This is a genomic window from Octadecabacter temperatus (assembly GCF_001187845.1).
GTDB lineage: Bacteria > Pseudomonadota > Alphaproteobacteria > Rhodobacterales > Rhodobacteraceae > Octadecabacter > Octadecabacter temperatus.
Genome location: NZ_CP012160.1, coordinates 639,313 through 653,887 on the forward strand (window position 1 = coordinate 639,313; position 14,575 = coordinate 653,887).

The 14,575-nt window shown below is 56.9% G+C and carries 13 protein-coding genes; 5 read left to right on the plus strand and 8 right to left on the minus strand.

The features are described 5' to 3' along the window. Positions 1-124 precede the first annotated feature (124 nt). Genes pgeF through lgt form a run of 3 tightly spaced genes read right to left on the minus strand, consistent with a single transcriptional unit; the run spans position 125 to position 2,858 of the window. Positions 125-892: a peptidoglycan editing factor PgeF gene (pgeF, locus tag OSB_RS03355; RefSeq protein WP_049833657.1), complete on the minus strand. Its 768-nt coding sequence runs from the start codon at positions 890-892 to the stop codon at positions 125-127. Beyond that, positions 889-1,947 carry a class I SAM-dependent methyltransferase gene (locus OSB_RS03360; protein WP_049833658.1) on the minus strand — a complete coding sequence of 353 codons (1,059 nt, stop codon included), beginning with the start codon at positions 1,945-1,947 and terminating at the stop codon, positions 889-891. The genes pgeF and OSB_RS03360 overlap by 4 nt, the downstream gene beginning before the upstream one ends. Further along, on the minus strand, positions 1,944-2,858 hold the full coding sequence (gene lgt / locus OSB_RS03365; protein ID WP_049833659.1) for a prolipoprotein diacylglyceryl transferase: 915 nt from the start codon (positions 2,856-2,858) through the stop codon (positions 1,944-1,946). Before lgt ends, OSB_RS03360 begins: the two co-directional genes overlap by 4 nt. Positions 2,859-2,959: 101 nt before the next feature. On the opposite strand from lgt, the gene OSB_RS03370 reads away from it, so the two are divergent. Next, a complete protein-coding gene (locus tag OSB_RS03370; protein ID WP_049833660.1) occupies positions 2,960-3,199 on the plus strand; it encodes an accessory factor UbiK family protein in 240 nt (79 codons plus the stop codon). Between the two features lie 125 nt (positions 3,200-3,324). Here OSB_RS03370 and OSB_RS03375 read toward each other — a convergent pair whose 3' ends face one another. Then, positions 3,325-4,500 carry an FAD-dependent oxidoreductase gene (locus OSB_RS03375; protein WP_049833661.1) on the minus strand — a complete coding sequence of 392 codons (1,176 nt, stop codon included), beginning with the start codon at positions 4,498-4,500 and terminating at the stop codon, positions 3,325-3,327. 295 nt (positions 4,501-4,795) lie between these two features. On the opposite strand from OSB_RS03375, the gene ileS reads away from it, so the two are divergent. Beyond that, entirely contained in the window at positions 4,796-7,714 is a 2,919-nt protein-coding gene (gene ileS, locus OSB_RS03380) for an isoleucine--tRNA ligase (RefSeq protein WP_049833662.1), read from the plus strand. A gap of 114 nt (positions 7,715-7,828) precedes the next feature. Beyond that, on the plus strand, positions 7,829-8,281 hold the full coding sequence (locus tag OSB_RS03385) for a methylated-DNA--[protein]-cysteine S-methyltransferase (RefSeq protein ID WP_049833663.1): 453 nt from the start codon (positions 7,829-7,831) through the stop codon (positions 8,279-8,281). A gap of 42 nt (positions 8,282-8,323) precedes the next feature. On the opposite strand, the gene OSB_RS03390 is transcribed toward OSB_RS03385, so the two are convergent. The 4 genes from OSB_RS03390 to fsa all read right to left on the minus strand — a co-directional run bounded on the left by OSB_RS03390 (position 8,324) and on the right by fsa (position 11,556). Continuing rightward, on the minus strand, positions 8,324-9,019 hold the full coding sequence (locus OSB_RS03390) for a CDP-alcohol phosphatidyltransferase family protein (RefSeq protein WP_049836024.1): 696 nt from the start codon (positions 9,017-9,019) through the stop codon (positions 8,324-8,326). Positions 9,020-9,060: 41 nt separating this feature from the next. Further along, complete coding sequence (locus OSB_RS03395) at positions 9,061-9,993, minus strand: tyrosine recombinase XerC (RefSeq protein WP_049833664.1); 933 nt, start codon at positions 9,991-9,993, stop codon at positions 9,061-9,063. Further along, positions 9,993-10,700 (minus strand): DUF484 family protein, encoded by a 708-nt coding sequence (locus tag OSB_RS03400; protein WP_049833665.1) that lies wholly within the window; start codon positions 10,698-10,700, stop codon positions 9,993-9,995. Before OSB_RS03400 ends, OSB_RS03395 begins: the two co-directional genes overlap by 1 nt. A gap of 202 nt (positions 10,701-10,902) precedes the next feature. Beyond that, positions 10,903-11,556, minus strand: coding sequence for a fructose-6-phosphate aldolase (gene fsa / locus OSB_RS03405; RefSeq protein ID WP_049836025.1), 654 nt, complete (start codon positions 11,554-11,556; stop codon positions 10,903-10,905). A gap of 129 nt (positions 11,557-11,685) precedes the next feature. Here fsa and OSB_RS03410 point away from each other — a divergent pair, with 129 nt between their 5' ends. Then, positions 11,686-12,318, plus strand: coding sequence for a LysE family translocator (locus OSB_RS03410; RefSeq protein WP_049833666.1), 633 nt, complete (start codon positions 11,686-11,688; stop codon positions 12,316-12,318). Further along, positions 12,315-14,507, plus strand: coding sequence for a primosomal protein N' (locus OSB_RS03415; protein WP_049833667.1), 2,193 nt, complete (start codon positions 12,315-12,317; stop codon positions 14,505-14,507). Before OSB_RS03410 ends, OSB_RS03415 begins: the two co-directional genes overlap by 4 nt. The last annotated feature ends 68 nt before the right edge of the window (positions 14,508-14,575 follow it).

A 14,575-nucleotide genomic window follows, 5' to 3' on the forward strand; every position in this document is an offset into this window, starting at 1 on the left:
GCTGTGAATGCGCTCTAAATAAGGGTATTGCGCGTATTTGTGGACAGTCCGCCACCAAAAGGGTGGATTGTTTCCGGTTGAGTTTGGCATGGAAATGGCGAGGCCTGCCGCATTTCAGTCTAGATCAGACAGCTGGCCCAAGCGTGATAGCCGCGATCAAGCGGCCGTAGTCTGCTTCTTTATTATGAGTCGCGCGACGGTAGCTATAGAACCGGTCAGGATCAGCATAAGTGCAGTGGCGCGTCCATTCGGCTTGACCCACACCAGCGGTCCGCAAGCGATGCATGCCGAGGGCGGGAAGGTCGAATTGATATTTGCCGTTTTCACCATTGGCAAAGAAACGCGCGAAGGCTGGGTCTTTGGTGATGAAGTCCTCAAAGAACTCTGGCCCGACTTCATAAGCGGTTTGACTGATGCAAGGCCCGATGACGGCTGAGATATTGTCGCGTTTGGCTCCCAATGTCTCCATCGCATCAAGGGTGGATTCAAGAACGCCGTCTAGCGCACCTTTCCAACCGGCATGGGCCGCGCCGATGACGCCCGCGTTTGCATCGGCAAATAGGACGGGCTGGCAATCGGCGGACAGGACCGACAGCGCGACACCCGGCGTCGCCGTGACCATTGCGTCAGCTTTTGGACGGTCTGTGTTGGGTTCGGTGACGGTAATCACATCCGGAGAATGGATTTGGTACACGCCCATCAAGGCGTCAGGCTGCACACCCATTGCATCCGCCACGCGGTCGCGGTTGATGGTGACGGCCTCGTGTTGATCGGAACTACCCGTGCCGCAGTTGAGTCCTTCAAACACACCTGAGGACGCACCGCCGCGACGGGTGAAGAACCCGTGGCGAAACGGGGACAGGCTTTCGGCGGTGATGATTTCAAGGGTCATGGTTCTAGTCCTGCGGGCGGTGGGGCACCATCAGGATAAAGCCCCAGTACTTTAAACAGCGAACCCATTTCTGACGGGTGCGTCAAGCGGCGGTGGGCGGCAATGTGCTGATCAAGGGCATCATCGCGCAGTTTTTGCGCAAGTGCTTGGGCTCGCTGCGTGATGCCAAGGCGCTCTAAAAAAATGCCTTGCGGCGTGAGACGGGTATATTTGGCGGGGCTCGCGTTTGTTGCGATTGCCTCAAAGTCCACATGTGCCGTGATGTCGGCCTCGCCCGCGTTTGCGAATGGATCAACGGGCGCGTGGTTCTGCAGCGCTTGCAGCGTGTCGCCAAGGGAATGCCAATCCCCGTAATCAATGATCAACGCCGCGCCGCCATGAGACGCGATGCGCGTGGCGATGTTTTGAGTGATCGCTGGAAGGGCAGTGCAGTGTTCAACAATGTCGCCCGACTTAGTGTCATTCAGGCGATCATCCAGCAGGGCGATATGGGAGGGCGCGGACAAGCCAGCGGTAAGCGTTTCATTCTGGACACCAACCTGCACCTCGCGCCAGCCATTTTCATCGCGGTGGAACTGGCGGATGGGAAGCGCGTCGAAGAACTCATTGGCGACAAGGAACAACGGCATGTCGGGCAGGGTGGTAATGTTGTCGTGCCATTTGGCGTGTGGAACCCGCGTGGCTTGTTCTTTGCGCAGGGTCGGAGAGGCCTCAATGAAATGGACCTCAGCAGCATCGTTGAAACCCGCAACGCCGCGAGTAGCGCGCAGGATATCACCCATCAAAGTCCCGCGTCCGGGGCCGAGTTCTGTTAACGCGAATGCGCTTGGCTGGCCTTGGTCAAGCCAAGCTTGCGCAAGCGATAAACCGATCAGTTCTCCGAACATTTGGGAAATCTCGGGGGCTGTGGTGAAATCGCCCGCTGCGCCTAGCGGATCACGCGTTGCGTAATAGCCAAGCGTGGGGTGCATCAACGCATCGGCCATATAGTCGGCCAATGTGATTGGGCCGGATGTCGCAATACGCGCGGCGATAAGGTCTTGCAGCGTTTTCATGCTTTGCGACGGGTGAGGATGATGACGATCAAACCACCAAGGATCATCGGGATGGAAAGCGCCTGCCCTTGGGTGAGGCCCCATGTGCCGAAATCGTAAGCCCAACCGATGGGGTTATCGACACTGGTGAATTGCGCGTCAGGCTGGCGCACGAATTCCACCATAAACCGCGACAACCCGTAGCCCATGAGGAACACAGCCACGAGGGACCATTGGCGTTTCAACCAGCCACGTTTGAACGCGAGGTACATAATGATTGAGCCGACAAGCAGCCCTTCAAGGCCCGCCTCGTATAGCTGGCTGGGGTGGCGGGCGGGTTCATCGCCGTAGTAAAACCAGTCGCCCACCGTCGCGCAAAGTTGGCGCGCAGGATCAACGCACATGGACGGGAATTTCACGCCCCAAGGCAGATCCGTGGCGCGGCCCCAGAGTTCAGCGTTGATGAAATTGGCAATGCGGACAAGGAAAATCGCGGGCGTGGCAGTAAGCGCGAGGATATTGGCGACATCGCCCAACGCGGCCCCGTAACGGCGTGCGCTGATGATGACGGCAACACAAACGCCGATGAAACCACCATGAAACGACATACCGCCGTCCCAGATACGAAAGATCGACAGAGGGTCATCGCTGAATTGGCCGTCGCCGTAAAACAATACATATCCAAAACGCCCGCCTGCGATGACGCCGATGATGACCCATGTCAGGAGGTCTTCGATCTGGTCGCGTGTCAGGGCTGGCGTGTCGTCGCGCCAAAGAGGCAGGCGTTTGATCGCTTGAATGGCGACCCACCAGCCGATGACGATGCCCACAATGTAGCCCAATGCGTACCAACGCAGCGCGAAGGAGAAGCCAAAAAGGGAAATGCTAAAAATCTCGGGTGAGATATCGGGGAATGGAATGGCTGCAAACATGCGCCCTGTTGTGACGCAGGGTGCGACGATGTCAACTGCTCTACGGGGTTGTTTTGGGCGGAAAGCGTGCCCATATAGCGGATAACAGAATGGAGAACGCCATGCAGACCCGCAACAAAGTCTTTGACGACATTTCACAATTGATGACCAACGCCATGGGCGTGGCCCAAGGTGCCAAGGATGAAGCGCAGACAGCAATGTCGTCTATGGTGGATCGTTGGTTGGCGGATCGTGATTTTGTGACACGCGAAGAGTTTGAAGCCGTGCGTACGATGGCGCAGAAGGCCCGCGAAGAGAACGCCAGCCTATTGGCGCGTATCGAAGCGCTTGAAGGAAAGTAAACAGAGCGGCGTCGCCGCACAGTATAATTAATGAATTGGGGCTGCCGTTGGGCGGCCCTTTTTTGTGTCGGGAAGGTTGGTCAGATAGAGGGACGCTGCCCCCGAGGTTCAAAGAGCAAAAGAAGTTAGAGGCGTCCGATTGGGGGGACCATTGTTCCGCAGACCAAGCTGGTGAGGATGCGAGGTGTTGGCGGGATTTGGCTAATCGGGAAGAGGGCGCGGTCGCGGATCAGTGGTAAGAGGGCGCTGTCGGATTGGTACATCGGAGTGAAAGCCCAAGACATGGCTTGATAGATTTTCGTATGCAGGCGGCGGGCGCGCGCAAAAGCGGGTAAGGCTTGAGTGAGAGGGCGTGTGTTCAGAGCGCGAGACAGGGCAAGCGCATCAAGCAGCGCCATGTTCGCCCCTTGGCCAAGCTGTGGTGAGGCGCGGTGGGCGGCGTCTCCGATGTGGACGAGGCGGTTGCTGTAAGGGCGATTTAGGGTGCCGTGGGTGTAGCGGGCCATGGTCATTTGGTCTGCGTCGGTGATTTGGTTCACGAAGGGCGCGAGGGCGGGCCAGAGGGTTGTGGCTTCGGCTTTCCAAGCGTCCAGACCTGCATCTTGCCATGCGGCGTAGCTGTCGCTTGGTAGAGACCAGAATACGGCGGCTTTGAAGCCGTTCTGCCCAGGGATGTGGCCGATGGGTAATGCACCTATCATGTGCGAGGCTTTGACGTAACGCTGGCTGAGGTGGTGTTTGGGGATTTCGGTTTCAGGCCAGTCGACCGTTCCCCATATTGCACCGTACCCCAAAGGTTTGGACTTGATCGGGGAAAGCGGGGAGCCTGCGCCGGAGCTGTCGATGCACAAATCAAACGGGCCATGCACGTCATGGGTGGCGGTGAAAACCTCAATGCTATCATCGTCTTGGCGCACGGAGGTGACATCGGATGCGGTAGTAAGTGTGATGCCATCCCGAGTCAGCATCGCCTTCCAAAGGGCATCAAACAATGCCGCGCGGTGGATCGCGAGGCCATAGGCGTTTGGGTCAACGAGGTCATACTTCACATCAAGTACGCGCTTGCCGTTTTGGGCTTCGATCCCGAGCATGTGGGTTACGCGGTTGCCGTAGGATAGCGCTGTTTCAAGCGCGCCGACCTCTGCCAAAACCTGTTGACCAACAGGTTGAATCACAAGGCCGGACCCCACGGGTTTGGGGGTGTCGAATTGATCGAAGATTGTGATTTCATGACCTTGGTCAGCCAGCAAACTCGCGGCGGTGAGGCCACCCATTCCGGCCCCGATAATGGCGATACGCATACTCAAAAAACCCCGTATAGAAAGCGTATAGATTCCGTATAGAAACTATATAGCTAGCGTATGGGTAATCTGGTGCGACCATGCAAGTTGGCAACTGCGCAAACCGCGCACTTTACCGCAGGGACGGGCGGGCCTATAAGCCCGATATGAACTTCCGCGCGATCCAGATTATTCGAATTATATCCCCGACGTTGTGACCCCCACACGTCGGACCAAGGTGCCCCGAATGAATTCATGCATGATCCGCACCGCCATTTGCAAATTCCCGAAATGACCTATCCGAAGGACGCCCCACATGTGCGCCGATAAAGTAGAATACAAAACCACGCTGAACCTGCCAAAGACTGACTTTCCTATGCGGGCTGGTCTGCCAAAACGCGAACCTGATTGGTTGGCGCGCTGGGCGGAGATGAACGTTTATGAAAAGCTGCGCGAGAAGGCGAAGACTGAAACGCGCGCGCCGTTTACGCTCCATGATGGCCCGCCCTATGCCAACGGGCATTTGCACATCGGGCACGCGTTGAACAAAATCCTGAAAGACATGGTTGTACGCAGCCAGCAGATGATGGGGCGCGATGCGCGCTACATCCCCGGCTGGGATTGCCACGGCCTGCCGATTGAATGGAAGATCGAGGAAAAGTACCGCGAAAAGGGTCTGGATAAGGACGCTGTAGACGTTGTGGAATTCCGTCAGGAATGCCGCGATTTCGCGTCCGGTTGGGTCGATATCCAGCGCGAGGAATTCAAGCGTTTGGGCGTTCAAGGTAAATGGGATGAACCTTATCTGACGATGAATTTCCATGCGGAAAAGGTCATCGCAGAAGAGTTCCAGAAGTTCTTGATGACGGGCACGCTGTATCAGGGTTCCAAGCCTGTGATGTGGTCGCCGGTTGAGGAAACGGCGCTGGCCGAGGCCGAGGTCGAGTACCACGACAAAGAGAGTTTTGCGATCTGGGTGAAGTTCGCCGTGGCTGAGGGTGACTTGGCTGGATCAAAGGTCGTGATCTGGACGACGACGCCTTGGACGATCCCGTCTAACAAAGCGGTCGTTTATGGCGATAAGTATTCCTACGGTTTGTACGAAGTGACTGCGACGCCTGATGAGTGCTGGGCAGACGTCGGTGAGAAGTTCTTGCTGGCCGACAAGTTGGCCGCAGACGTGTTTGCGAAGGCGCGTCTTGAGGATGATCAATGGACCCGCGTTCGTGATGTTCCGAGCGAGGAATTGGCTGGTCTGTCACTGAAGCATCCGTTGAACGGCGTTGAAGACGGCAATGGCGAGTGGGATGATCTGCGTGATTTCCGTGCAGCTGATTTCGTGACCGATGATGAAGGCACGGGTTTTGTGCATTGTGCGCCAAGCCACGGGATGGAGGAATTCGAACTCTACCGTGATTTAGGAATGTTGGCGGAGGTCATCACCTACAATGTCATGGATGATGGTTCCTTCCGCGAGGACATGCCGTTCTTTGGCGGCAAACGTATTCTTCGCGCCAAGGCCAAGAAGGGCAATTGGGAAGGCGACGCGAACGCTGCCGTGATGTCCAAGCTGGCCGAAGTTGGTGGGTTGTTGGCGCGTGGCAAGATCAAGCACTCTTATCCGCACAGCTGGCGTTCCAAAGCGCCGATCATCTTCCGCAACACGCCGCAGTGGTTTGCTGCGATTGATAAGGCGGTTGGCGACGGGCAGGACACATACGGCACGAGCATCCGTGAACGTGCGTTGCGTTCCATCGATGAGCTGGTGACGTGGACGCCGCAAAAGGGGCGTAACCGTTTGCATTCCATGATCGAGGCGCGCCCTGACTGGGTGCTGTCACGTCAACGTGCGTGGGGCGTTCCGTTGACCTGCTTCACCAAAGCGGGTGCGAAACCAACCGATGATGATTTCTTGCTGCGTGATGAGGCTGTAAATGCCCGCGTGCTTGAAGCGTTTGAAGTTGAAGGCGCAGATGCGTGGTACAAAGAAGGCGCAAAGGCGCGGTTCTTGGGCAGTGACTACAACCACGATGATTACGATCAGGTCATGGATATTCTGGACGTGTGGTTTGATTCCGGATCGACCCATGCGTTCACACTGCGCGACCGTGAAGATGGGTCCGAGGATGGTTTGGCCGATTTGTACCTTGAAGGCACCGATCAGCACCGCGGGTGGTTCCATTCATCCATGTTGCAGGGCTGTGGCACGATGGGCCGCGCGCCGTACCGCGGTGTTCTGACCCACGGGTTCACGCTGGATGAGAAGGGCATGAAGATGTCCAAATCCATCGGCAACACCATTGTTCCTGAAAAGATCGTTCAGCAATACGGCGCGGATATCTTGCGCCTTTGGGTGGCGCAGGTGGATTTCACCAATGACCAACGCATCGGTGATGAGATCCTGAAAGGCGTGGCGGACAGCTACCGCCGTTTGCGCAACACGTTGCGCTATATGCTGGGTTCATTGGGCGATTTTGATGCGAGCAAGGCTGTGGCGCGCGATGATATGCCTGAGCTTGAGCAGTTGATCCTGCACAAACTGGCGGTGCTCGATGGTGTCGTGCGCGAAGGCTACGCCAAGTACGACTTCCAAGGCGTGTTCCGCGCGATCTTTGAATTCGCCACGCTGGACCTGTCATCGTTCTACTTCGATATCCGCAAGGACGCGCTCTATTGTGATGGCGACACTGAGCGTCGTTTGGCTGCACTGACGGTTTTGGATGCGCTTTATGCACGTCTGACGACATGGCTGGCCCCGATCCTGACCTTCACGATGGAAGAGGTCTGGTTGGAACGCAATGGCGATGACACGTCTGTGCATTTGGTTGATTTTCCGGACACACCTGCTGAATGGCGCGATGACGAATTGGCGGCGCGTTCCGATGTGGTGCGTTCCGTGCGCCGTGTTGTGACGGGGGCGCTGGAAGAGCAGCGGACCGCAAAAGTCATCGGTTCTTCGCTTGAAGCCGCTCCGACAGTTTATCTGAGCGCTGAATTGGCGAAAGTGATCACCAACCGTGACACATTCGCGGACCTTTGTATCACCAGCCAGATCACGATTGCTGAAGGCGCGGCCCCTGACGGTGCATTTACGTTGGATGACGTTGAAGGTGTCGGCGTAGTGTTTGGTATGTCGGACGGTGAAAAATGCGAACGCTGCTGGAAAATCCTACCTGACGTTGGCACGCACAGCCATGAAGGCGTATGTGGCCGCTGCAATAGCGCGCTCAGCTAAACGACGAGGACGTGGCCGAAATCCGTAGGATTTCGGCCACCCCGCCCGCCGCAGGCGTGCGAGCTTGCACATGTTTCGGATTGCTCCGCTCCGTTAAGCGGGCCAAGGTTAGGCATGCCCAACCTTACCATCCCCACCCAATTCGGCCCCTTAACGCTTCATGACGAAGATGGCGCGATTGTGCGCGTTGAATGGGACGGCGATGGGCGCGATGAGACCGCCCTTTTATCTGAGGCTGCACGCCAATTGCGGGCTTATGATTTGGGCGAACTTGAAGCGTTTGACCTGCCGTTGCGGGTTGCAGGCTCGGATTTTCAACGCGCGGTTTGTGATCAAATGTCTGCCATCCCGTTTGGGGACACCGTTACCTACGGAGATATCGCCAAAGCGTTGGGCGCCCCTGCGCAGGCTGTCGGGTCTGCCTGTGGCGGCAATCCGATACCTGTCATTATTCCGTGCCACCGTGTGATGGGCGCGAAAGGTTTGACAGGGTTTTCTGGCAAAGGTGGTGTTGAGACGAAAGTCGCGTTGCTGCGCCATGAAGGTGCGGGCGGGTTTCTGATCTAGCTCCAAAAGATGAGTATTTAAGAGCCAAAGAAACATGGGCGCTTAACCGTCTGGACCGTGGAGCACTTGTTGAACGGCGCCAGCGGCAAGCAGGTAGGCTGACGTGGTCATCAGGCCCCAGAAAACGGTGACGGCAGGTTCAAAGCCTTCCCAAGCTGCCAAGCCGGCAAATGCGGTCCACGCTAAGGCCATCGGTAGCGAGATCGCGCGCCAGCGATTGGTGCGCACTGGATGGATGAATTTTATCGGCAGGAACATTGCGATCGCCAGAACCGCGACGAGAACCAGACAGGCCCACCACGGCGGGGACAATGCGAACAGAACAAGGATCAGCATGTTCCAACATCCCGGGAAGCCCGAGAAAGAATTGTCTTTTGTTTTCATGCGCGTGTCGCAGAAATAAAGCGCGGATCCGAAGGTTATCACGATGATCGCAACCCAGCCTGACCAGCCATCCATCAAGCCCGACGCATAAAGCGCATAGGCCGGGATGAAGACGTAGGTGAGGTAGTCGATGATTAAATCAAGTAGGACACCGTCAAACTGCGGCGCATATTTCTTTACGTTGAAATGGCGCGCAAGCGGCCCATCAATTCCATCCACTGCAAATGCTACAATCAGCCAGACGAACATCATCGCCCAGTCTTTCTGGATGGCTTGGAGGATGGCGAGCATGGCGAAGACGGCACCTGTCGCGGTCAAAAAATGGACGGCGAGGGCTTTTGCTTGTGCATTCATCAGGCTGTCATGGCGCAACTCGCGCATTAGGGCAAGTGAGCTTAGTTGTCTGCCTCGTTTTGGGACCTTGGATGTGCCGCGTCGTAAACTTCCATCAAGCGCGCTGTATCGACGGCGGTATAGGCCTGTGTCGTTGATAGCGATGCATGTCCAAGGAGTTCTTGAATGGAACGCAAGTCGCCACCTGCGTTAAGCAGATGGGTCGCAAAGCTGTGGCGCAACGCGTGGGGCGTTGCTGTCGCAGGTAGTCCCAATTGCATGCGTGATTGCGCCATAACCGATTGGATCGCTTTGGGGTAAAGTGGACCACCACGCGCGCCACGAAAGATTGGAGCGTCGGGTTCCATAGGGTGGGGGCAGGCGTCTAGGTAGGCATTCACGGCGGCGCGGGCCGCTGGAATAACTGGCACTAGCCGCTCTTTGCCGCCCTTACCAATGATGCGCAGGGTTGCAGGAAGGGGCACATCCCTTGCGGTGAGACCAAGTGCCTCTGATATTCGCAAACCGCAGCCGTAAAGAAGGGTAACGACAGCCACATCGCGCGCCGCGATCCACGGTTCGCGGGCTTGCACCTCGACGGTGTCGATCATCGCGCGGGCGGCATCGACGGCCAATGGGCGGGGAAGTTTCTTTTGAAACTTGGGGGATCGCGTAGACAACACCGCTGTTGGCTCAAACCCTTCACGATCCGCAAGCCACCGGTAAAAGGATTTCACGGCCGACAGGCTGCGCGCCAAGGATCGTGCAGCAACGCCGCGTGCACGCTCGGACGCCATCCATGCGCGCATATCGCTGACTGTGATACGCGAAATCGGGCCAAGGCCCTGCGCTTCACCGTGGTATTGCGTCATGAAGGTAAGGAACCCGAGCAGGTCGGTCTGGTAAGCCGTGATCGTATTCTCAGCCGCGCCCTTCAGCGCACGTTGATGGGCCAGCCAGCTGTCCAGGGCGGCGGACATGGCAGGCGAAATCATCAACTTAACCAGCGCCGCAATGAGCGCTCAAACACTCCCGCAAAGAACGTCAGCAAATCAGTGCCTTGTTGTGGTGTGAATTGATGCGGGTCTTCGGCACCAAAGATCAGCATTCCAGGTAAACGCCCTTCACCAAGATCAAGCTGCAAGCAGGCTTCGGAGCGGATGTAGTCGGCCTTGTCACCAAAAATCGCTGTGTCGTCGGTTTTCACTTGGCGCAGTGTCACTTGGCGGGCCGTAACGGAACGGCCATGTGTGATGTAGTCGCGCACGAAGCCTGGTTCGGCGACGGACAAGACATCGCTTAGTTTGGAAATCGCGGGGTCGGCTTCTGGTGTAACGGACTCAAGAACCAAACGAACCGCATCGACGCGTAGAATGTCGGCGACATCGCCGCGCAATTCTTTCAGGAACGGTTCAAACTTCGTGGCGTCCATCATCCGCAAAATCGCGCGGTGGATTTGGTTTGTTCCGGCAAGGTTTTCGTAAGCCGCCGCAATTACGTTGCGGTGCGTGTCCTCTAAACGATCAAGTCGCGATTCAAGGCGCTCCATCGCGATGCCGCGCAGATCGACAATATTGCTGCCTTGCGCGCTTTCGTTTGCGGCGACAAGTGCGCGCATAACATCTTGATCTTCAAGAAGAACCGAAGGGTCGGACATGATTTTAGACCGAACGTCATCGGTCAAAAGGGGATCGCTGCTCATACTCGTCTCATTTTATTGTTGGGGAATATGTAGCAGACCTGCACACACAACGGATAGCTTTATTTATGATGAATCCAAAGTGTTGCAGGGCGACACTCATGTAAAGTGCCGCCCTGCGTTTGTCTTTGTTTTATAAATATCCCAGGGGGAGTCCGCAGGACGGGGGACTGGTCCCCCTCTACGCCCGCGGCACGCGCATTCGTTAAACGATCTTGATGTTCGCTTTTTCGATGTCTTTCATGAACGCGGCCAAACCATTGTCTGTCAGCACGTGGTTCGCCATCGCCTTGATGACGTTTGGCGGTGCGGTGCAAACGTCCGCGCCAATTTTCGCGCATTCGGACATGTGGTTGGCGTTGCGGATGGATGCCGCAAGGATCTGCGTTTCAAATCCATAGTTGTCATAGATCGTGCGGATGTCTTCGATGAGCTCAAGACCATCAAGGTTGATGTCATCCAAACGGCCAATGAATGGGGAAATGAATGTCGCACCGGCTTTGGCGGCCAACAGTGCTTGGTTGGCGCTAAAGCACAGCGTGACGTTAACCATAGTGCCTTCGCTGGACAAAACCTTACACGCCTTCAGGCCATCCCATGTGAGTGGAACTTTCACTGTGATGTTGTCCGCGATTTTCGCGAGCTTGCGACCTTCGGCGATCATGCTGTCCGCGTCGAGTGAAACGACCTCGGCGGAAACAGGCCCGTCGACCAGTTCACAGATTTCTTTGGTGACTTCCAGAATGTCACGGCCGGATTTGGCGATGATGGACGGGTTCGTAGTGACCCCGTCGACCATGCCAAGGTCGTTGAGTTCTGCAATGGCGGCGACGTCTGCGGTGTCTACAAAGAATTTCATGGGGCTGCGCTCCGGCTGATGAATGAATTTGGGGATGGATACCCCAAAGCGCATGAGTCTGGAAGGGGCGGTTGTGCGTCCTTAAGTGCAGGTGTCTAATGTGGCCTCAAGCCGCGTCAGGAGATTCTCATGGACCTATCAATCTGGATGACATTTGTGGCGGCAACCATAGTGCTTTTGATCATCCCCGGTCCGACAATTGTGTTAGTGCTGACCTATGCGCTGACCCAAGGACGGCGCGTGGCAATTGCGTCTGCGGCAGGTGTTGCGTTGGGTGATTTCATCGCGATGACAACGTCTTTGGTCGGCCTTGGCGCGATTGTGCTGGCCTCGGCTACGGCGTTTACAGCGCTCAAATGGGTTGGGGCGATCTATCTGGTTTGGATGGGTATTGGCATGATCCGCAGCGCTGGCGGTGCGACGCTGGACAAGATCGAGGGTGCGCCGCAGTTAAGTGCGGGCGCTGTGTTTCGCAACGCTTGCCTCGTAACTGCGTTGAACCCGAAAGGGATCGTCTTCTTCATCGCCTTCGTTCCGCAGTTCATTCAGCAAGACGCAGCTTTGGCGCCGCAGTTTGCCATTTTGATCGCTACGTTTGTTGGCCTCGCAGCAGTGAACGTCATGATCTATGCGCTGTTGGCTGATCGGTTGCGCACGACAATCCGCAAGCCAGCGGTGCTGGGTTGGATGACCCGTATCGGCGGTGGTGTGTTGATTGGCATGGGCGTGTTGACGGCCACCCTTCGTAAAGCGGCAGTATGAATCAGGAATTTTACCATGAGGGCGAGTTGGTCGGCGTTTTAACAGCGCAACCGCTTAACCGTGTTCTGGATTACAAAGCGCCGGAAGGTGGGTGCCATTTGGGTGCTTTCGTCGAGGTTCCGCTAGGCCCCCGTAAGGTGTTGGGCGTTGTCTGGGGCAACGGTAAGGGTGACTGGGATATCAAGAAGGTGCGCTCGGTAATTCGTGTGTTGGATGTCGCGCCAATGGCCGATGAGATGCGCCAGTTTTTGCAAAAGGCAGCCGATTATACGTTGACCCCGATGAACGCGATGTTGCGGCTTGCGACCCGCGCACCGGGGCTTGGGGATGCGCCAAGCATGCGGAAGGTCTACCGTTTGGGCAGTGTTGAACCCGATCGCATGACCGAGGCACGCACCAAAGTGTTGGACGTGTTGCGCGAATATGGCGGGCTGGCGTTTACCCTAAAGGAAGTCGCGGACACAGCGGGCGTGACGAGTTCGGTGGTGAAAGGTTTGGTCAAACTGGGCGCTGTGTCCGAAGAAGACAGCCCGCGCGATCTGCCTTATCCACGGCTGGATCCTGATTATGGCAGTAAAGAATTAACCGAAGACCAGACCGCTGGCGCAATGGTGCTGCGCGAGGCTGTTCGATCCGGAAAATACGGCACAACATTGCTAAAGGGGGTAACCGGATCGGGTAAAACCGAGGTTTACCTTGAGGCCGTGGCGGAGTGTTTACGCGCTGGACGCCAAGCACTGGTGTTGCTGCCCGAGATCGCGCTGACGAGTGAGTTCATCACACGGGTTCAAGCGCGGTTCGGGATGAAGCCCGCCGAGTGGCATTCCGGTGTGACCATGACAGAACGCCGCCGCTGCTGGCGCATGGTTGGGCAGGGGGATGCGCAGTTGATTGTGGGTGCGCGCTCGGCGTTGTTTTTGCCGTATCGTGATTTGGGTTTGGTCGTCGTGGATGAAGAACATGACACATCTTACAAACAGGAAGACGGGGTTCTTTATAACGCGCGGGATATGACGGTGCTGCGGGCGTCGCTGAATTCGGCACAGGTGGTTTTGGCGAGCGCAACGCCATCTTTGGAATCTTGGGCGAACGTTGAGGCGGGTAAATACGCCCGCGTGACGCTGGCGTCGCGGTACGGGGATGCGGTTTTGCCGGAAATGTCCGCGATTGATATGCGGGTTGAGGATTTACCGGGGGGACGTTGGGTGTCGCCGTCTTTGCAAAAGATGGTTGAGAGCCGTTTGGAGAAGGGCGAGCAATCGTTGCTGTTCCTGAACAGACGCGGCTATGCGCCTGTTACGATCTGTCGGGCCTGTGGTCACCAGATTGGTTGTGATGATTGCGATGCGACGATGGTTGAGCACCGCTTTCTTAAACGGCTGATGTGCCATCAGTGCGGCGAGACAAAGCCGATGCCGACAGTCTGCCCTAGCTGTCAGGCCGAGGATAAGCTGGCCCCCGTCGGCCCCGGTGTGGAGCGCATGGCCGAAGAGGCGCAAGCGCTGTTTCCCGACGCCAAGATCGCGGTGCTGAGTTCGGACCTGTACGGATCAGCGCGTGCGCTGAAAGAACATATCGAAAGCATCGCACGCGGTGAGGCGGATGTGATTGTTGGCACGCAGCTGGTGGCCAAGGGGCACAATTTCCCCAAGCTGACGTTGGTCGGTGTGATCGATGCGGACCTTGGGTTGCAAGGATCTGATTTGCGGGCGGCGGAACGCACGTTTCAATTGATGCGTCAGGTGGCTGGGCGTGCTGGGCGGGCCGAGATCGCGGGGGAGGCGGTGCTGCAGACATTCCAGCCTGAGCATCCTGTCATTCGTGCGATTTTGGGGGGCGATGAAGAAGCGTTTTGGGCGGCAGAGGCGGGTGAACGCAAAGCCGCAGGCGTGCCCCCATACGGACGTATGGCGGGGATCGTGTTGAGTTCAACCAACGTGCAGGAGGTGTTTGACCTAGGCACCGAGATGGCACGAATGGATGGGCCGCTGCGTAAGATCGGGGCGCAAGTGTTCGGCCCTGCACCTGCACCGATTGCACGGATACGCGGACGGCACCGTGTACGTCTTCTGGTGAAGGCTGAGAAATCAGCGCCCTTGCAACAGGCGCTTGCGGCGTGGGCGGGGCAATTCAAGCTGCGTGGCGAGTTGCGCATGGCGATCGATATTGATCCGCAGAGTTTTTACTAGGTAATGCGCCTGCGGCGTGCGGCGGAGGGGGCCAGCCCCCGTCGCTGCGCGACTCCCCCGGGATATTT